We start from the raw sequence: 19,745 nt of genomic DNA, 5'->3' as shown, positions 1-19,745 counted from the left end.
AGCAATATGTGGAACGGGAGGAAAAACGCGAGGCGTTGCGCCGGAACCTGATCCAAACCTGGGAAGATTATGAAGCCACAGGATTACATGCCACTGACAGAGAAGTCGAAAAGTGGATCAAGAGCTGGGGCACGGATAACGAACTGCCATTCTGACGATTCGCCACCAAAAAGAACTCCCCTGGCTTTAAAAAAATTGACTTGCGCAGGCAATGACCCTATTGCAGCTATCGACGCCGGAAAAGACAACTGAAGGTGGAAGCCTCAATTTCGGAATTCCTATAAAAGTATAATTCACCGAAAATTCAAACTATCACACAATTTAGACTTTAAACCCGATATTGAAATTTACAAAAATTAGAGTAAAGTACGCAAGTAAAATTACCTTGCTATTTTATATCTTTTGTGATTTGAAATTTCAAATTAGAAACGGAGATGTAAAAAGTGAGAAATTTGAAGATGACTTCCAAACTTCTGCTGGGATTTGGCGTTGTTTTGCTGGTGTTCGCGGCGGCGGTGTTCGTTACGTGGATGGATTTATCGGAGGTCAGAGAAAAGAGCGAATTTCTGCGCAGCAAGGTGGTTCCGGCACTGCAAATCAAAAGCGGCATTGAAAGCGCCGCCACCGCGGTTTTTATGACAACCCGGGAAACACGGTACACAGGAACCGAGGAGACCATGAAGGACGACGATGTGAAGGTCGCGGGCCTGAATAAAGCCCTGGCCGACATGGAAGCCCTGGGCGCCGCAAATCCGGACCTGAAGAGCCCGAAGATGGTGCGGGAAAACGTTCTGCCCATCCACAAAAACTTTGTGGATTCCCTGAACCGGCTGCATGAAGCCCTCAGAAAGAAAAACGCCAGCTGGCTCGAGCTGGTCAAGGCGGGAAACGTGATGACCTCCACCACGCAGGAAGCTCTGGAAAGTTACCGCAACGCGGCGGTTGCGGAAAACGACCACATGAGCAAAGCGCAGAGAGTGGAACAGATTTATTCAGTGGGCAGGATGTACGGGGACGCCCTGGACCTCCGGCGTCAGATCACGGCGGCCAGCGGGGCCAACGATCCTCAGGCCTTCCTGAAGGCCAAAGACACCTGCGCGACTCTGGAACAATGGGCCCAGAACGTGCATGACGGCAGTTCCGACGAGGAGCGCAGGCGCATGATACAGAAGGTGTCCGCAGCTCTCAAAAGCTACGTGACCGAACTGGACCTGATGGCCACGGCGATCCAGGCCCAGAACGACGCCATAAACTCCCTCGTGCTTCTGAGCGGGACCTACAACGACAAAGTCGCGGAAGTGAGCGCCTTCGCCCAGACCACGGTGAAAACCGTGAGCGACGAAAACATCGACCTGGTGCACTCCACCGTGACCCTTCTTTTCTCCTCCGGAGCGATTTCCCTCCTTCTTGGCCTTCTGATCGCCATCTTCCTTTCCCGGGCCATTTCCAAACCCCTCCGCACAATCGTGGAGCTGGCGAAACGGTGTCAGGAAGGCGACCTTACCATCCAGCGGACGGATTTCGGCTACGAAGGCAAAGACGAGCTTGGAAATCTGGTCGGCGCGCTCTCCGACATGGTGGAAGGTCAGGAATCCGCCATGCGCAACGTCGTTACGGTAGCTGAGGAACTGGGCGACGTGGCCGAAAAGCTGACCTCCATCGCCGGGGAGACAAACGACTCCATGAAAAAGGTCAAAAACGATTTTGAGCACGTGTATGAGCTGAGCGAAGGAAACGGCGCCGCCCTCGAAGAAAGCAACGCGGGCGTGGAGGAAATGAGCGCCGGCGCGGACACCGTGGCTCAGTCCTCGACGGATACCGCGTCCTCCATTGCCCGTACCACCGATGCCGCGATAAAAGCGACGGAGATGGTCAACACCGTGATCGACGGGATGAAAAATGTGGATAAAAACGCGAAGGACAGCGAGGACAAAACACGGCAGCTGGTCGATTCCATCGAAAACGTCAGCGGGTTCGTGACGGTCATTACAGGCATTGCCGATCAAACCAACCTGCTGGCGCTCAACGCGGCCATTGAGGCGGCCCGGGCCGGCGACGTGGGGCGCGGGTTCGCGGTGGTGGCGGAAGAGGTGCGCAAACTTGCGGAAGAATCCGCGAAGGCCGCGCAAAACGTGAACAGGATCATCGTTGACCTGCAAACACAGGCGCAGGAAAGCATAAAGGCGACGACTCAGGCCGGTCACGCTCTCAGCGAAACTCTGGTTCAGGCGACCGCGGCCCAGAACGAGCTGAGCCAGGCCATGAACGAAATCCGCAAGGCCAATGATTCGATCCAGAACATCGCGGCAGTGGCGGAGGAGCAGGCCGCTTCCAGCAAAGAAGTGGCTCATGCCATTGACAAAGCCACAAAATCCACCGTCGAAATAAATGAAACGATGAACGAAATGCAAAAACAAACCGAGGCCACAGCAAAAACCGCTCAGGTCATCTCGGGACAGGCGGAAATCATGACCGGACACGCCCAGTCCTTGGGCGAAGCTCTGTCCCGCTTCAGGCTGCGGGAGACTCAAAATCAACGGAACGCGGCTCCCAAAAAGCCCGCTCTCCCGGGAAAACGCTGACTTTATCGGCATCGATCGGGCACTAAAAAAATCCCCCCCGGCGAGGAACCGGGGGGCACTTGAAATGTAATAATGAGGATTTTGATTTCAGATTTAAATCTTCAGTTTCAAATTAGAAGTTCAAATCAAAAGGGTCAGGCGTTCGTGGGCTTCAGGGCGTTTGTGAAGTGGCAGGCCACGAAATGGTCCGGGGAGACTTCCTTCAGGTCCGGAGTCTCCTTTGAGCAGACCTCCTGACGATAACGGCAGCGGCCCGCGAAACGGCAGCATTCCGGCGGCTCGATGGGGCTGGGGACGTCGCCCTCCAGAATGATCCGGTCCTGCTTCACGTCCAGTTTCGCCACGGGAATCGCCGACAGCAGCGCCTGAGTGTAGGGGTGGAGCGGTTTCACAAAAAGCTCCTTATAGTTCGTCAGCTCAACAATTTTTCCCAGATACATCACGGCGATCCGGTCCGAGACGTGCTTTACCACACTCAGATTGTGGGAGATAAACACGTAGGTGTAGTGAAATTCCTTCTGAAGCTCGTTCAGCAGGTTCAGAATCTGCGCCTGAATGCAGACGTCCAGCGCCGACACCGGCTCGTCCAGCACGATGAACTCCGGGCTCAGCGCGAGAGAGCGGGCGATGCCAATACGCTGCCGCCGCCCTCCGTCCAGCTCGTGGGGGTAGCTGTTTTCCAGACGCTCCGCCAGTCCCACCGTGGTCATCAGCTCCCGAACTCTGGCGCGCATGGCGGTTTTGTCGCTGAACACCCCGTTCACGATCAGGGGCTCCGCTATGAGCTCCCACACCGAAAGGCGCGGATTCAGGCAGGAATAGGGGTCCTGAAACACGATCTGCACCTTTTTCCGCAGGTCCTTCATCACGTGAGCGCTGACCTTCGTTACGTCCACGTCCGCGTTCGTCTTTTCGTCGTGGAGAACCACGCTTCCCGCCGTGCTCTCCAAAAGACGGATGAGACACCGTCCCAGAGTGGACTTGCCGCAGCCCGACTCTCCCACCAGACCCAGGGTCTCTCCCTTCTGGATGGTGAAGCTCACGTCGTCCACCGCGTGCAGCAGCCCCCGCTTCGTGGGGAAATATTTTTTCAGGTTGTTCACCCGAATGTAGGGCGCTTCCTTCATTTCCTCTCACCTCCCGCCCGGACCGGGCAGGCCACGTAATGTCCCTGTCCGATTTTTACCATGTCCGGCTTCTTCTTCGAGCAGTCCTCCGTCGCGTGGGAACACCGGGGGTGGAACGTGCAGCCCGTGGGAAGGTCCATGGGGTCCGGCATCAGGCCGGGGATCACCGCCAGCTCCTCCCTGTCCTCGTCCAGATCCGGCACGGAGTTGAACAGACCGATGGTGTAGGGATGCACCGGATTGGTGAACAGCGTGCGCTTGTCGGCGTACTCCACCACCCGCCCCGCGTACATGATCGCCACCTGGTCGCAGATGTCCGCCACAATTCCCAGATCGTGGGTGATCAGAAGCATCGACGCGTCGAACTGCTGTTTCAGCCGTTTCATCAGCTCCAGCACCTGCGCCTGAATCGTCACGTCAAGCGCCGTGGTGGGCTCGTCCGCAATCAGCAGCCCGGGGTCGCAGGCCAGGGCGATGGCGATAACCACCCTCTGCTTCATTCCACCGCTGAACTGGTGGGGATAGTCGTGCATGCGCTCCCGCCGGATCCCCACCACCTCCAGCATGTCGCCGGCCAGCTTCAGGGACTCCGCCTCGTTGACGTTCCGGTGGAGCCGGATCATCTCCGCGATCTGCTTATCCACGGTCATCACCGGATTAAGGCTGGTCATGGGGTCCTGAAAGATCATGGCTATGCGTCCGCCGCGAATGGCGCGCATCTCCGCCTCGCTCTTCTTCAGCAGGTCCTCCCCCTCAAAGAGTATTTCCCCGGACCGGATCACCCCGGGAGGCGAGGGAATCAGCCTCATGATCCCCAGAGCCGTTGTCGTCTTGCCCGCGCCGGTCTCGCCGACGAAGCCCAGAGTTTCGCCCCGTCCCAGCTCCAGGTTCAGGTTTTCCACGGCGTGCACCGTGCCGCTGTCCGTCACGTACTGGATCGTCAGGTCTTTGATCTCCAGCAGCAGGCCCTTTTCGTGCGTTATGTCGCTCATTTATCCTTCCTCCTCCGACGCTACCGCTTCAGTTTGGGATCCAGCGCGTCTCTGAGCCCATCTCCAAGGAAGTTCAGCGCCAGAATGGTAAACATGATGGCAAGACCGGGATAGAGCGTCAGATGCGGAAAATCTCGAATGTACTGACGTCCGCCCGAAAGCATGGCTCCCCACTCCGGATAGGGCGGCTGAATCCCCAGCCCGATGAAGGAAAGCCCCGCCGCGTTCAGAATGGCGGAGGCCACCCCCAGCGTGGACTGGACGATGATCGGGGCCATGCTGTTCGGAACGATGTGCTTGAGAATGATTCGCAGGTCGGAGCTGCCCACAGCCCGGGCGGCCTCCACAAACTCCATCTCCCGAATGGAAAGCACCGATCCCCGGACGATTCGGGCGTAGTTGGGGACGGCCGCGATGCCCACGGCGATCATCAGGTTGAAAAGCCCCGGCCCCAGCGAAGCCGCGATGGCGATGGCCAGAAGGGTCTGGGGAACGGAAAGCAGCACGTCCATGACGCGCATGATCCCGTTGTCGATCCAGCCTCCGTAGTACCCCGCCACGGCTCCAAGCATTCCCCCCACCACGAGGGCGATGCCCACGGCGATGAAGCCCACCTGCAGGGAAACCCTGGCCCCGTAGATCAGGCGGCTGAGAATGTCCCGTCCAAACTCGTCCGTCCCCAGCAGAAACTGCTTCGAGGGCGTCTCGAAGGTGTGCATGAGGTTCTGCTTGGAGTAGCCGTAGGGGGCGAGAAAGTCGGCAAAAAGGGCCACGAAGATCAAAAGCAGAATGATGGCAAGGCCGAACATGGCCAGGGGGCTTTTCCGAAGGCGGAACAGCACCTCCCCCAGCGCTCCCCGTTTCTTTCGTTTCGTCACGCCGGCGGCGTTTTCCGCGAGGTAAAGATCCGTTGCGTTACTCATCTTCTCTCATCCTCCCTTACCGATACTGCGCCTTGATGCGCGGATCGATGTAAGCGTACAGCAGATCCACCAGGAGGTTGACCACGCTGAAAGCCACGGCCACAAAGAGAACTCCGCCCTGCACCATGGGATAGTCCCGCATCTTGATGGACTCCACCATCAGGCGGCCCACCCCGGGAATGGCGAAGATGGATTCCGTGAGGATCGCCCCGGCCAGAAGGTGCCCGAACTGCAAACCGCAGAGGGTCACCACGGGGATAAGGGCGTTGTAGAGCGCGTGCACCCAGATGACGACGGATTCCTTCTGCCCTTTTGCCCGGGCGGTCCGGATGTAGTCGGCGCGGACCACCTCCAGCATCGAGGAACGGGTCATGCGGGTGATCATGGAGATGGACTGAGCCGACAGCGCCACCGAGGGCAGGATCATGGCCCGGAAGGTGTCAAACCCCGAGGAGGGCAGCCAGCGCAGGTAAACCGAAAACAGCAGAATCAGAAGCAGGCCCAGCCAGAAAACCGGCATGGACAGCCCCACCATGGCGAAAATCATGGTCAGAGTGTCGAAAAGTGAATATTGCCTTATGGCCGACAAAATGCCGCAGGGCAAACCGATGAGGATGGCAATGACGATGGCGAAGGCGGAAAGTCGGAGCGTCGCCGGAAACGCCGTCATAATCTCGTGCAGCACGGGCCGCTTTGTGATGTAGGAGCGCCCGATGTCCCCCTGAGTCACGGCTTTCCAGAGATAATTGCCAAATTGAAGCAGGAAAGGTTTGTCCAGTCCCTCTTTGACCCTGAACTCCTGAATGGCCTCTTCCGTGGCCATGTCACCCAGAATCATGCGCGCCGGATCTCCCGGCGTCAGATAAAGCAGGGTGAAGACGCAGAAGGCCACTCCAATGAGAACGGGTATCAAAAACAGGATACGGCGTATGATATAACGAATCATCGTCTATCCTACCTTCTTTCTTCAAAAAGATTCTTACTTTAGTTCATATTTCAATTTATACTTCAATTTGTAACTTGTTATAACGCGCAACGAAAACCGCCAGGGAAGACGGCGATGGGATGAAGATGAAAATTTCAAAACCCCGGCAGAGGAACTGATTTTTGCAGTCTTTTCGCTCTCTCTGCCGCAGGGTTTCATTACAAAACGTGCTTCTTATACCAAATTATACTGCTTATGATACTGCCTATGCAAAACATACTGCCTATTTTAAAACAAAATCTTTTTTCAGAGAAGCCTTTTATTTTATTGAAGACGGTTAAAAATCTCTCTCCGGTCCGTTAGCTGCCGTCCGGCCTCTCCGCTCTACTCAACTCCGCTCAATCCGGCCTGAACTGAATTAAAGAAAAATTGGAGTCTGTTCATTCACTTTCCTTTATTTGCTTTTATTTGCTTTCTCCATCTTCAAACCAGGTCTCGCGGAAGGAATGGACTTCGTTGGTTTTGGGGACGAAACCCCTCACGTAGTTTTGAGTGCCCACGATGCCCTCGTCCCCGTAAAGATAGATCATGGGGAGCAGGTCGTTGATGTAAAGCTGCATTTCCTTATAGATCGCCTCGCGCTCCGGGCCGTCGGGAAGAGAGCGCCCCCTTACCAGCAGCTCGTCCAGCTTTTTGTCGCTGGTGAAGGTGTAGTTGGATCCGGCGCCGGTCTCCAGAAGTCCCGCCACGGCAAAGTTGGGGTCGGGAACGGTGGAAACCCATCCCAGGATGAACAGGTCGTGCTTTTTCTCCACGAGGCCGTTCAGGTACGCGCCCCACTCCAGAACCTTGATGGAGGCCTGAATTCCCACCTCCTGAAGCTGGGCCTGGATGATGGTCGCCATGTCCACCCGCTCCTTGCGCTCGTTGGTCCAGATTTCCAGTTTCAAATCTTTGACGCCGGCCTCGGCCAGCAGTTTCTTCGCCTCTTCAACGTTCTGCTCGTGAACCGGCACGTCCTTATGAATGGAGTATTTTATCGCCGCGGGCACAAGGGACCGGGGAAGCGTTCCCACGCCGCGCAGGACGGCCGCCTGCATTCCCGCCGTGTCCAGAGCCGCGTAAATGGCCCGGCGAACCCGCACGTCGGTGAAGGGCGCCTTCGTCATGTTGAAGCCCAGGTAAGCCACGGAGGTCAGAGGCGTTCTCAAAAGGGTCAGTTTTTCGTGCTCCTGTACGCGTTTAATGTCGTTGTGGACGATGGGGAAGGAGATGTCCACGCCCCCGGACTCCAGCTCGATGGTGCGGCTGGTGGGTTCCGGCACGGAGCGCACCTCCAGCGTTTTGTACTTCACCTTCGGCCCCCAGTAGTCGTCGAATCGCTCCAGCACGTATCGGTTGCTCTTCTGCCAGCTCACGAACTTAAAGGGCCCTGTGCCCACCGGGTTCAGCCCGTAGGAGTCCCCCGCGGCCTCAACGGCCTTCTGATTCACGATGGAGCCCCAGGAATGGGCCAGAGAGGGGAAGAACGAATAATCCACGTTCTTCAGATGAATGACGACGGTGTAGTCGTCCAGAACCTCCACGTCCTTCACGTTTTGAGAGTAGGTCCGGATTTTCGCCCCCAAATCGGTGGTGGCCCGCATGATGCTGAAGCGGACGTCGGAAGCCTTCAGTTCCTCTCCGTTGTGAAATTTCACACCTCTGCGCAGATAGAACTTGTACGCCGTATCGGAGAGAAACTCCCATTTTTTGGCGAGCCCCGGCTCGGCAAGCCCGGTTTCCTGATTCAGAAAAATCAGCGTGTCGTAAATCTGATAACAGGCGCGGGAACTGGGAACGTCGTTATGCCCGATGGGGTCCATTGTCGTGGGGTCATACTGGTCCGCCACAGTCAGCTTCTCTCTCTCCGCCCCCCACGCCGGGAGGTTCGTCACCCCCGACAGGAACGCCGCGGCCAGCAATAGCCCGAAAATTACAAATATCGATCTCTTCACTGCTTATCCACTCCTGACACTGCCAGTTGCCCTCGCTGCAAAGGGCGCAGAACCCGCAACCCGGAAAGGACCGGCGTTGTCCGGATAAACGGGGTCTGCGCTCCCATTTTACTTCATTATACGGATTTGAACTCCGTATTTCAGCAGATATTTTTGCTGAATTTAAATAAATACCGCGTTTGCATAAAAACTAAATATAATAAATCAGGTTGACACTTTAGACTGTCAGAGTTTACTCTCTTCTCAAGCTCTCGTTAATACACTCTCTTCAAGCTCTCCATAAACTCTTTTTTCCAGTCTTTTTTTTGCAGATTACTCGAAATACACCTCACGGAAGGAGTGAATTTCCGTGGCCCGGGGAACGAAGCCCTTCACGTTTTTCTGGGTGCCGGCGATGGACTCGTCGTTGTGGAAGTAGATCATGGGCGTCAGCTCGTTGATGTACTCCTGAAGCTCCACGTAGATCTTCTCGGCGTCGTCCAGAGGCGTGGCGCGGCCCTTCTTCAGCAGCTCGTTGATCTTCGGGTCGTTGGTGAAGGTGTAGTTGCTTCCGGAACCAGCCTCCAGAAGGCCGGAGACCGGTCCGTTGGGATGAGGAACCGAGGTGACCCAGCCCAGGAAGAAGAGGTCGTGCTTCTTCTCCATGAGGCCGTTCAGGTACGCGCCCCACTCCAGCACGCGGATTTCGGACTTGATGCCGATCTCCTCCAGCTGGGCCTGAACGATGGTGGCGCTGTCCACCCGCTCTTTGCGCTCGTTGCTCCAGATTTCCAGCTTCAAATCCTTGACGCCGGCCTCGGCCAGAAGCTTTTTGGCCAGCTCCACGTCCTGTTTGTGCATGGGCAGCTTGTCGTTCAGAGAATGCTTGATCGCCGAGGGGATCAGGGAGGTGGGAACCCGACCCACGCCTCGGTAGGACGCGGCCTGAATGGCCACCACGTCCAGAGCCGCGGAGATGGCGTGACGGACGCGAATGTCGGTGAAGGGCGGCTTCGTCATGTTGAAGCCCATGTAGGTGGTGGAGTTCTGAGGTCTCCGGAGCAGCACGAGTCTCTCGTTCTCCTGCACGCGCTTCAGGTCGTTGTGAACGATGGGGTAGGCGATGTCCGCGTCGCCGGTCTCCAGAGCGATGGTACGGCTGGTGGGTTCCGGCACGGAGCGGACCTCAAGGGTCTTGAACTTCGGCTTGGGGCCCCAGAAATCCTCGAAACGCTCCATGACGTACTTGTTGCTCTTCTGCCAGCTCACGAACTTGAAGGGACCGGTCCCCACGGGGTTCATGCCGTAGGAGTCCCCGGCGGCCTTCAGGGCCTTTTCGTTGACGATGGAGCCCCAGCAGTGGGCCAGAGAGGCGAAGAAGTAGTAGTCCGGCTCCTTCAGCTCCAGTACCACCGTGTGGTCGTCAATAATCTTCACGTCCTTCAGGTTCTGGGAGTACACCCGAATGTTCGCGCCCTCGTCGGTGGTGGCTCGCATGAGGGAGAAACGCACGTCGGCGGCCTTCATATCCTCGCCGTTGTGGAACTTCACGCCCTTCCGGAGGTAGAACTTCAGCTCCGTGGGGGAGATGGTTTCCCACTTTTCCGCCAGACCCGGCGTGACGTTGCCCTCGTCGTCCAGGAAGATCAGCGTGTCGTAAACCGCGCCGCAGGCCCTGGAGCTGGGGACGTCGTTGTGTTTGATGGGGTCCATTGTGGTGGCGTCGTACTGGTCGATCACGATCAGCGTATCCTTCGCCGCCGCTCCCGCGGGGGCCGCGACCACGAGCAAAAGCACAAGCGCAAAAACGAACTTCATTGCCTTCATTGTAATTCCCTCCTGTTCATTGTTGACCCTGAAAGTCAGGGTTGTCAGAACTCACCGAGAACCGCAATATACTCCGCTAAAATCCGGCCCTCACCCCCTTTCGTCGCTTTATCGGCGTTTTATCGACTCTCGTAAACGAGAGCGCCGTTCACAAAGGTTTTTACCACCTTCGACCGGGCGTCGAGGGGCTCGCCGTTCCAGACCGCCAGGTCGGCGTCCTTCCCCTTCTCCAGAGAACCCAGGCGCCGCTCGATGCCCAGGTGTTCCGCCGCGCGGATCGTCACGGCCGCCAGAGCCGCTTCCGGAGACAGGCCCCCGCGAACGGCCAGGGCGGCGCAGACGCTGAGATGCTCGATGGGAACCACCGGATGATCCGTGATGATGCAGAAATGCACGCCCGCCTCTTCCAGCAAACGAGGCGTGTCCCAGGTTTTATTGCGCAGCTCGATTTTCGACCGGGCGGTCAGGGTGGGCCCCACCGCCGCGTAAGCCTTTTTCTCCGCAAGCCAGGACGCGATCAGGTGGCCTTCGGTGCAGTGCTCCAGCGTGTAGCGCAGGCCGAACTCCTCCGCCACCCGGATGGCGGTCTGAATGTCGTCCGAGCGGTGGCAGTGGACGCGGTACGTCAGTTTGCCGTCCAGCACGGGAAGCAGGGCCTCCAGCGCCAGATTCCGCTCCAGAGGCTCGCCCTTGGCCTCGGCGGCCTTCAGTTTTTCGCGATAGTACCGGGCCCTCACGAAGGCGTCCCTCATGAGCCAGGCGCTTCCCATGCGGGTGTTGGGCAGTTTGCCCTTCTCGCTGTAGACCCGTGTGGGATTTTCTCCCAGAGCCGCCTTCATGGCGGAAGGAGCTTCCACCACCATGCGCTCCACAATGTCAGGTTTGGTCTTGACGATGGCCCCCTGTCCGCCGATGACGTTGCCGCTCCCCGGCAGGGTCTGAACGCAGGTGACGCCTCCCGCCAGCGCGTCCATAAAGCCCGTGTCGTCCGGGTAAATCGCGTCCAGCACGCGAAGCTGCGGAACTACGGGCTCCACCATGTCGTTGGTGTCGTCCATGTCCGCCGGGAAGCCCTCGCAGCAGGTTCCCACGTGGGTGTGGGCGTCGATCAGCCCCGGCGTCACAAAGGCGCCCCGCAGGTCGAAAACCTCCGCCCCCGCGGGAGGGGAGACCTCCGAAGCTCTCGAAACCTCCGCGATTTTAGCCCCCTCCAGCACCACCAGGCCGTTTTCCAGACGCTCGCCCGTCCCGGTGAGGATGGTGGCTCCCCGAAGATATTGCGTAGTCAATACGCAACCCCCCTTTATCGCATTAATATAAAAATATATTCCTATAACTTTGCGCAAAAGCTTTTTTATTATATAACTAGTTTCACTCAATCCAGACTTTTTCACATTTTTCATAATATTTTTCCTTAAATATTAATTATTGAATGCATGATATAAAAGATATACAAAATCGTTGACATTCGTCTTTTACTCACTAAAATCTCATTTGTACAAACAAACAATCAGACAATATTGACTGCAATTTTCTCTGAGGCAAAGTTCGCCCGAAGAAGGCCCGGAGGCGCTTTTCTGCCCCCGGGAGGAAAATAAAAATTGGAACGCAGGGTAAAAAATAAAAGGAAAATAAAGGAGAAAAAATAAAGGAGGGCAAGATGGTTTCCATTGACGAAAAAGTCTGTATAGGCTGCGGGAAATGTGCAGCAGACTGTGTTTATATGACTCTGAGCCTGAAAAATAACAGGGCGGTGTATTCCGGCGAGTGCCTCCACTGCGGCCACTGTGTTGCCATCTGCCCCACGAAGGCGGTTTCCATTCCGGAATACGACATGGACGACGTTCGGGAACTCAGGGATATGGATTCCACCCTTTCGACGTCCGCCCTGTTTGACGCCATCCGGTCGAGGCGCAGCATCCGCCATTATCTGGACAGGAAAATCAGGCCGGAAACGCTGGAAACCCTCATTCAGGCCGGACGCTATACGGCCACGGCGGTCAACAGTCAGGGCTGCCGGTTCATCGTCGTGCAGGAGGGGCTTGCCTCCCTGAAACGCATGGTCTGGAAAGACGTCGAAAGCGCCGTCGCTTCCGGCGTGGAAGAAGCGAAGCCCTTACAGCGCCTGGTGAAGCTGCGTCAGGAAAAAGGAATCGACTACCTGTTTCGCAACGCGCCCGCCGTGCTCTACATCGCTTCAAACAACGTATGGGACGCCGGACTGGCCGCGCAAAACATGGAACTCATCGCGGGAACGCAGGGACTGGGCGTCCTGTACAACGGCTTTCTGGTCAGGTCCACGCGGCTCAGTCCGGACGCTAAAAAATGGCTTCAACTGGCGGAAAAGCCTCTGGCGGCAAGTATGCTGGTCGGCTACCCGTCCGTGGAGTACCTGCGCACGGCTCCTAGAAAAAAGGCCGACGCGATATGGCTGTGAGCGAATCGCACAATTCCGTCAATCCCGTTTGACAGGACAACGGAGAAAGAGGGGAAAATTGCCCTCAGGCGCAGGTTAAAATCCAAAGCAGAGGCGGCCTTTGCCTGCGTTTATCCGGCCGCCCTGTTTTCTGTTGCTCTTAAACCACGAGTTCGTTCTGCAGAATTGACCGCAAATAAGACGTAAGCGACTTCTGTTCGTGTCGGGCACGGCATTCAAGGGCCTCGATCTGCTCAATGGGAAGCTCCAGCGCCTGCAGCGCCCGCAACGCTTTACCGCGGGACGTTGACGCGACGATAACCTCGGATTCGTCCCAATCCCGCTCAAATTCCGCCGAGAGTTCTTCGACAAGGTCCGGCGTCATCGGACGCCCCTGATACGTTCCCAATTCCGCCATTGGATTCTTCCTCACTGTTCATTCATATATTTTATGTAAGATCGTCTTATTTTCATCGCGTGAATCACGACATCTTCGCCTTCATCATCAATAATATATCCTACCTCAAGACATCTGCCGACCCTGTCAAAACCAAAAATCATTATCTTTGTCGGGTTATCCCGCAAAATAATGGTTTTTGTCGCCGTCTCGTACACATATTTGATATCGTCATCCAATACGCCATGTTTTCTCGCCGATTCAATGATTCGCATCTAACATACACCTGTACACCCGTCGTGTTTTCACTCGAACGAACTCTGTCCGCGAACGATAATATATGGCATTATAACCTGCTCCACGCTTCATTGTGAAGAAGGCCAAAAGACTCCGGTCCAATTATTTACAATGACATTGCAGGCAGGATACAAACAGCTTCAGGCCTGTCAGCAGCCCCCGCTCGTCAATATCATGTTTTGGACTGTGCTCCGGCATTTGATTTTCTGTTTTACAACCCATGAAAAAGTATCCTGCCGGCACTTTTTGAGCATAATAGGCAAAATCTTCTGCCCCAAGAGATTTTTCCATTTTTACCATTTCAATCCCATTTTCCTGCGCTTTTTCCTTTACCTGTCTGACGACGTCGGCGTTGTTGACAAGGACGGGATAACCCTGCAGGTGGGTGTATCGAAGCTCTGTGCCGTGCATATCGCTTGAGGCTTTGGCGACTTCGCCCACGCGCTTTTTGATGAACTGGCGGATATTTTCGTCAAAAGTTCTGATCGTACCCCTGAGTTTGGCTGAGGTCGGGAAAACATTGGTCAGCGAACCCGAGTTGAATACACAGACGCTTACCACGGCGCTTTCGAGCGGATCGATGTTGCGAGCGACGATACTTTGAAGCGACACCACAGCGTGGGAAGCGGCGAGTATGGGATCTTCCGTCAGATGAGGCCGATTGGCGGGGCCTCCCTTTCCCACAAACTCCAGTTCAAATTTATCGGCCGCCGCATAGGGGGGGCCTTCGACGTAACCGGCCTGACCGGCGTCAAGCACCACCACGTTCGTATGCGCGCCATAAATAATATCGACCCCGTCCAAAACGCCCGCCTTTATCAATTCAACGGCGCCACCCGGCCCCACTTCCTCAGCGTGCTGAAAAATCAACCGAACCTCTCCGCCAAATTTATCTTTATTCTTGTTCAGAAGCTCGCCAAAAGCGAGCAGAACCGCGGTGTGACCGTCGTGCCCGCATGCGTGCATTGCCCCTTCGTTTTTTGAGCGATAGGAAAACGTGTTTTCTTCAGTGATTGCGAGCGCGTCAATATCGGCCCTGAACGCAAGGGTTTTGCCGGGAGCGTGGCCTTTTACAATGGCCAGGACGGCGCAGTTGCCCTCAAAGGTTTTGTATGGAACGCCGATTTCTTCAAGCGTCGAAATAATGTATTTTTGTGTCTCAAACTCTTTATACGACACCTCCGGATGCTCATGAAGATATCTGCGATGAGCAACGATGCGCTCATAGTAACTGTCACACTGGCTGAACATGGCGTATTACCTCTTTCACATATTTTCGCTGCGCGCGGAGTCGCATAATAAAATCCTATAATAATATTGAAGCTCCTGAAAATTATAACGTCTTCATCATAGCACATTTGCGTGGCTGAATTGAGAAGAATGCACAATAATCTCAACGCTATAAATCCAGGAGCCTGGGCCGTATCTGACGGCGACTCTCTTTTTGACGCCTGTTCCTCTAAATCCGGTTCTTTTACGAACTTTTAGACGCGTTATTATTCAAAATAAACTTTGCGGTAGGAGTTGAACCCCGTCGCGCGGGGGTCGAAGCCTTTCACGTTTTTCTGCGCCCCGCCGATGAACTCGTTGACCTGAAAGTAGATCATTGGGGTCAGCTCGTTGATGTACTCCTGCAGTTCGACGTAAATCTCCCCGGCCTCGTCGATAGGCGTGGCGCGTCCCTTATGCAGCAGCTCGTCGATCTTTGCGTCGCGGGTAAAGGTATAGTTGCCCCCTCCGGAGGTTGATTCCAGAAGATTGGAAATCGGCTGGTTGGGATGCGCCACCTGCGCGATCGTGCCCAGGAAGAAAAGGTCGTGTTTCTTTTCCATGAGGCCATTCAAATACGTGCCCCATTCCAGCACCCGAATTTCGGACTTGATGCCGATCTCTTCGAGCTGGGCCTGGACGATGGTGGCGCAGTCCACGCGCTGTTTGTTCTCGTTGCTCCAGATTTCCAGCTTCAAATCTTTCACGCCGGCCTCCGCGAGGAGCTTTTTGGCCAGTTCGACGTCCTGTTTGTGAGGGAGAAGTTTGTCGTTGAGCGAGTATCGGATTCCCGGGGGAGTTATAGTGGTGGGGGCCGAGCCGATGCCCCTGAAGACCGCCGCCTGAATAGCCACGACGTCAATGGCCGCGGAGATCGCGTGACGGACGCGAATGTCGGTCAGAGGGGGTTTCGTCATGTTGAAGCCCATGTAAATGACGGTGTTCGACGGGTATCGAATGAGCACGAGATCCTTGTTCTCACTGACGCGCTTTACATCGTTCGGGGGAATTGGGTACACAAGGTCCGCCTCGCCGGTTTCAAGGGCGATGGTGCGGCTGGTGGGTTCGGGGACGGCGCGGACCTCAAGGTATTTGTATTTGGGCTTCGGCCCCCAGAAATCATCGAAACGCTCCAGCACGTATTTGTGGCCCTTCTGCCAGCTCACGAACTTGAAAGGCCCGGTCCCTACGGGGTGCATGCCGTAGGAATCTCCCGCCGCCTTCACGGCTTTTTCGCTCGTAACAGAGGCCCAGCCGTGGGCGAGAGAGGCGAAGAAATAGGAATCCTGATCCTTCAGCTCCATGACCACAGTATAATCGTCAAGAACCTTCACATCCTTGACGTTCTGGGCGTAGTTCCGGATTTTTGCCCCTTCCTCGGTAGTGGCCCGCAGGAAGGAAAAACGGACGTCGCTCGCTTTCATCTCGTCGCCGTTATGAAATTTCACGCCTTTGCGAAGATAAAATTTGAGCTCCGTCGGGGAGAGATACTCCCACTTCTCAGCGAGCCCCGGCGTGACGTTGGAGCTGTCGTCCACGAAGATCAGCGTATCGTAAATTTCATGGCAGGCCCGGGAAGTGGGGAGATCGTCGTGGCCGATAGGATCCAGTGTCGTGGGGTCGTACTCCTCGATCACCACCAGCCTGTCCTTCGCCGCCGCCGGAACCGCGAGCAGCGCCAGAATCACAAAAACCACAATACACTTCATTACCTTCACTGTAACTACCTCCTCCATTCAAAGGATATAAAGATCCGCCAAAAAAGCGCCGGGACAGCATCTCAAACCGAACAAACAGCCTCTCCCAATCCTCTCAGGCGCGCCAGGGATTTACGGTATTTTTCATATTTTATTTTGGATATTTTTTATTTGGATATTAAATAATAAAATTAATTTTAAAAAATACTACTGCATGGATATTTTATTGTCAAGCATTATTTTTATAAAAATACTGGTTTATTTTAGATAATATTAATTGAAAAATAACAGCAGTCCTGCAAATAAGTGGCAATTATTATAAATTATGCAAAAAAGCAGTTACTTTTTCAACTGACCCTGCAATATTTTCTGCTCCACTGACGCGGAAGTCGGAAAAAAATCGGTGGTACAATGAGAAGCAGTTAATGCTTGTCCGAAATCAAAGACTCAGAGCTGGATACAGATGAAAGCGACGGTCTTTAAACATTGGCTTCTGTGCTGATACCTGAGTTGGCATGAGCGCAGCACAAAGGGTTGGATACAAAAATTTTTGAAAAGGCGGAAATTGAAATTATGGAAACGAATTCTTGTACTGCCCCGGAAACAGGAAAAAGCAACCTCGCCGCACCCGTCAAAGCGATGAATTTTCCGGTCCTGACCGTCATCAGCCTGTCTCATTTTCTGAACGACGCCACTCAGTCGCTGCTGGTTCCCATTTACCCCCTGCTGATGCAGCAGTTTTCCCTGACCTTCACCGAACTGGGCCTGATCTCCACCACCTACCAGATTACGGGATCTCTGCTCCAGCCCCTGATCGGGCGTTTCACCGACCGGCACCCCATGCCCCGCTCTCTGGCCCTGGGCATGTGTCTCACTCTGTCGGGAATTTTGACGATTTCCGCCGCGCCGGCTTACGCCTGGCTCATTCTGGGGGCCTGCATCATGGGGACGGGGTCCTCGGTTTTTCATCCCGAGTCCTCCCGGGTGGCGCGCATGGCGGCGGGGGCGCGGTTCGGCTTCGCCCAGTCCATTTTTCAGGTGGGGGGCCACGCCGGTCAGGCCTGCGGACCTCTTCTGGCGGCGGCCATCATCATGCCACGGGGCCAGTACAGCCTGTCCTGGCTCTCCGTGCTTCCTCTGACGGCCATGGTTCTCCTGCTCTGGATCGGCAGCTGGGAGGCGAAGGAGATTCACGGAGCGAAGGCCCGCGCAGCGGAGGTTCATGCCAATCCCGTCCCTCGAAAAACGATTCTCCGCGTCTTCTCCATTCTGCTGCTCCTGATCTTCTCGAAATACTTCTACATCGCCAGCATCAACAACTATCTCATTTTCTACCTGAAACAACGGTTCGGCATCAGCGTGGAGGCGGCTCAGGTGCGTCTGTTCCTGTTCATGTTCGCCATGTCGGCGGGGACCCTGCTGGGAGGCCCGCTGGGAGATCGCTTCGGCCGGCGGTACGTGATCTGGTTCTCCATTCTGGGGGCCGCGCCCTTCACTCTGGCTCTGCCGTATCTGGATCTGGCCTGGACCACCGTGATGATCTTCGTGATCGGATTCATTCTGTCCTCGGCTTTCGCGGCCATCGTCGTTTTCGCTCAGGAGCTTGTTCCGGGCCACGTGGGAACCGTGTCGGGGCTGTTCTTCGGGGTATCCTTCGGCATGGCGGGGATCGGCGCGGCCGTTCTGGGGCGAACGGCGGACGTTTACGGCGTGGAGATGGTCTACCACATCTGCGCGTATCTGCCGCTTCTGGGCCTGTTGGCGGTTTTCCTCCCCAACGTCAAAGACGTGAGGCCCGACGCGGTATAAAAATAGCTAAAAGCAATGATATTCAAACATTAGCTTCTTCATTAACACTCGATTGAAAGCAAATTGGTATTACACGCCACTTAAAAGGGTTGCGCCTTTTTACATTTACATGCCCCAGACGTGAATCGCTCTGTCGTTGAAGCGATCGAGGTGGTCGTAGATTTTTTCCTCCCAGGAGCGATCGGGGCGCTGGTCGCATACGACCAGATGGGCCTCGGAGGCGTTGGACAGGTCGGCGTAACGGGCCGTCTGCTCCAGCCCCTCCGACAAAACCCGTTCCGGCCCGTGAGATTTCTCACGAATCGTCTTCAGCCAAAAGACGGCTCATATCCAGCGCGCCGTTTGTCTCTCTGTGGGGGGCGTGGGGGAAAACTCCCGCCAGTTTGTCCTGCATGACGCTGAAAAGCTGACGGGGCAGGATTTCCCGATAAATTCCGTTGGCCACCACCAGGGCTCCGGTTTCGTCCCGACGGAGAAGTCCAAGGTCCAGAACGTACTGAACGTCGTCCTCCGGGGGATCCCGCCGCCAGGTCTCTCCCGCCAGCAGGGACTCCAGAACCCGCTGAACCCGCGGTTCACGCAGTTTGTCGATAAGCTGGTCCAAGTGCGTCGCCCGCTCCAGAATCAGTCGTTTCGCCGCTTCTTCGACAATTTCAGGGGTGATCGGGCGGGTCCGGTCACGGTTTTCCCGCATTTTCCAAGTGGCCTGACGGGCCAGGGCGTTCACCAGCCAGGGTTGCCCGGAGGTCAGTTCCCAGACCTTCGGATAAATTTCCTCCTGAAAGATCTGCCCCGTGGCCGCCGTGTGCTGCTGGTACAGCTCCCGGATTTCGTCCGGAGAAAAATTCCCCAGCTTCAGGGATTCGGCCTTGATGTTGAAGCAGCTTCCGCCTGTGACGATCTCCCCGTCGGACCGGTGGATTCGGTAGTCCCTCACGTCCCGAACGCCGCAGAGAATCACCGCCGCGGGGGCCCGCTCCGGACGTTTCGCGTAAATCATGCGAAGCTGACGCAGAACGGAGACCAGCGTATCGCCGACGAGGGCGTCGATTTCGTCGATGAAAAGAACGAGAGGCCGGTCCAGCGTTTCGCACAGCTACCGCAACGCCACCGAAAGAGCCGAATGAGCGCCCTTCGACCTCACCAGCTCCGCGGGTTCCACGAAGAAAGAGCCCTCCGGATATTCCCTGCAGGCCCCGTTCAGTTCGGTCAGAATCGACAGCATTCCCTCCGCCACGTCGCTGCGGGCCGTCTGAGCGGCTTCCACATTGATGTAAACGCAGCGATACCGCCCTTCTTCGTTGATGCGACCGGCCATGGCCAGAAGAGAGGTGGTTTTCCCCGTCTGCCGGGGCGCGTGCAGAACGAAATAACGTTTCTGATCGATCAGGTCGGAGATTTCTTCATAACTGACACGGCGCAGAGGATCCAATATGTAGTGATCTTCCGGAATAACCGGCCCCGCCGTGTTGAAAAATTTTTCGCTTTTTTTCCCTGTTTCTCTCACT

The 19,745-nt window shown here is 55.7% G+C and carries 17 protein-coding genes; 3 read left to right on the top strand and 14 right to left on the bottom strand.

The genetic code is table 11. The features are described from left to right. Positions 1–443 precede the first annotated feature (443 nt). Positions 444–2,582, top strand: coding sequence for a methyl-accepting chemotaxis protein (locus LBR61_09215; protein MDR1732253.1), 2,139 nt, complete (start codon positions 444–446; stop codon positions 2,580–2,582). Between the two features lie 134 nt (positions 2,583–2,716). Here the strand turns inward: LBR61_09215 and LBR61_09210 are convergent, their stop codons facing one another. The 7 genes from LBR61_09210 to LBR61_09180 form a co-directional block, all read right to left on the bottom strand. Continuing rightward, positions 2,717–3,709 (bottom strand): ATP-binding cassette domain-containing protein, encoded by a 993-nt coding sequence (locus tag LBR61_09210; protein MDR1732252.1) that lies wholly within the window; start codon positions 3,707–3,709, stop codon positions 2,717–2,719. Then, positions 3,706–4,701 (bottom strand): ABC transporter ATP-binding protein, encoded by a 996-nt coding sequence (locus LBR61_09205; protein ID MDR1732251.1) that lies wholly within the window; start codon positions 4,699–4,701, stop codon positions 3,706–3,708. The genes LBR61_09210 and LBR61_09205 overlap by 4 nt, the downstream gene beginning before the upstream one ends. A 20-nt stretch (positions 4,702–4,721) precedes the next feature. Further along, on the bottom strand, positions 4,722–5,624 hold the full coding sequence (locus tag LBR61_09200) for an ABC transporter permease (protein MDR1732250.1): 903 nt from the start codon (positions 5,622–5,624) through the stop codon (positions 4,722–4,724). A 16-nt stretch (positions 5,625–5,640) separates the two neighbouring features. Beyond that, the gene (locus LBR61_09195; GenBank protein MDR1732249.1) at positions 5,641–6,570 is read right to left on the bottom strand and encodes an ABC transporter permease; all 930 of its coding nucleotides are present in this window, start codon (positions 6,568–6,570) and stop codon (positions 5,641–5,643) included. Between the two features lie 443 nt (positions 6,571–7,013). Continuing rightward, positions 7,014–8,546 carry an ABC transporter substrate-binding protein gene (locus tag LBR61_09190; protein ID MDR1732248.1) on the bottom strand — a complete coding sequence of 511 codons (1,533 nt, stop codon included), beginning with the start codon at positions 8,544–8,546 and terminating at the stop codon, positions 7,014–7,016. A gap of 312 nt (positions 8,547–8,858) precedes the next feature. After that, positions 8,859–10,352 carry an ABC transporter substrate-binding protein gene (locus LBR61_09185; GenBank protein ID MDR1732247.1) on the bottom strand — a complete coding sequence of 498 codons (1,494 nt, stop codon included), beginning with the start codon at positions 10,350–10,352 and terminating at the stop codon, positions 8,859–8,861. A 119-nt stretch (positions 10,353–10,471) separates the two neighbouring features. Further along, positions 10,472–11,641: an amidohydrolase gene (locus LBR61_09180; protein ID MDR1732246.1), complete on the bottom strand. Its 1,170-nt coding sequence runs from the start codon at positions 11,639–11,641 to the stop codon at positions 10,472–10,474. 371 nt (positions 11,642–12,012) lie between these two features. On the opposite strand from LBR61_09180, the gene LBR61_09175 reads away from it, so the two are divergent. After that, a complete protein-coding gene (locus LBR61_09175) occupies positions 12,013–12,789 on the top strand; it encodes a nitroreductase family protein (protein MDR1732245.1) in 777 nt (258 codons plus the stop codon). Between the two features lie 139 nt (positions 12,790–12,928). On the opposite strand, the gene LBR61_09170 is transcribed toward LBR61_09175, so the two are convergent. The 4 genes from LBR61_09170 to LBR61_09155 all read right to left on the bottom strand — a co-directional run bounded on the left by LBR61_09170 (position 12,929) and on the right by LBR61_09155 (position 16,440). After that, the gene (locus tag LBR61_09170) at positions 12,929–13,186 is read right to left on the bottom strand and encodes a hypothetical protein (protein MDR1732244.1); all 258 of its coding nucleotides are present in this window, start codon (positions 13,184–13,186) and stop codon (positions 12,929–12,931) included. A gap of 11 nt (positions 13,187–13,197) precedes the next feature. Next, positions 13,198–13,440, bottom strand: a complete 243-nt coding sequence (locus tag LBR61_09165; GenBank protein MDR1732243.1) for a hypothetical protein — start codon at positions 13,438–13,440, stop codon at positions 13,198–13,200. 124 nt (positions 13,441–13,564) lie between these two features. Then, a complete protein-coding gene (locus LBR61_09160) occupies positions 13,565–14,713 on the bottom strand; it encodes an amidohydrolase (GenBank protein ID MDR1732242.1) in 1,149 nt (382 codons plus the stop codon). Between the two features lie 245 nt (positions 14,714–14,958). Next, positions 14,959–16,440 carry an ABC transporter substrate-binding protein gene (locus LBR61_09155; protein MDR1732241.1) on the bottom strand — a complete coding sequence of 494 codons (1,482 nt, stop codon included), beginning with the start codon at positions 16,438–16,440 and terminating at the stop codon, positions 14,959–14,961. 561 nt (positions 16,441–17,001) lie between these two features. Between LBR61_09155 and LBR61_09150 the strand changes: the two genes are divergently transcribed. Next, positions 17,002–18,237 carry an MFS transporter gene (locus LBR61_09150; GenBank protein MDR1732240.1) on the top strand — a complete coding sequence of 412 codons (1,236 nt, stop codon included), beginning with the start codon at positions 17,002–17,004 and terminating at the stop codon, positions 18,235–18,237. Between the two features lie 105 nt (positions 18,238–18,342). On the opposite strand, the gene LBR61_09145 is transcribed toward LBR61_09150, so the two are convergent. From LBR61_09145 to LBR61_09135, 3 genes are all read right to left on the bottom strand, one after another. Beyond that, the gene (locus tag LBR61_09145; GenBank protein ID MDR1732239.1) at positions 18,343–18,507 is read right to left on the bottom strand and encodes a hypothetical protein; all 165 of its coding nucleotides are present in this window, start codon (positions 18,505–18,507) and stop codon (positions 18,343–18,345) included. 25 nt (positions 18,508–18,532) lie between these two features. Continuing rightward, entirely contained in the window at positions 18,533–19,237 is a 705-nt protein-coding gene (locus tag LBR61_09140; protein MDR1732238.1) for a hypothetical protein, read from the bottom strand. Between the two features lie 96 nt (positions 19,238–19,333). After that, positions 19,334–19,744 (bottom strand): hypothetical protein, encoded by a 411-nt coding sequence (locus LBR61_09135; protein ID MDR1732237.1) that lies wholly within the window; start codon positions 19,742–19,744, stop codon positions 19,334–19,336. Between the last annotated feature and the right edge of the window lies 1 nt (position 19,745).

Source organism: Synergistaceae bacterium, assembly GCA_031272035.1.
Classification (GTDB): Bacteria; Synergistota; Synergistia; order Synergistales; family Aminobacteriaceae; genus JAISSA01.
The sequence above is the reverse complement of the archived record's forward strand: the minus strand, read 5'-3'. Positions and strand labels throughout refer to the sequence as shown.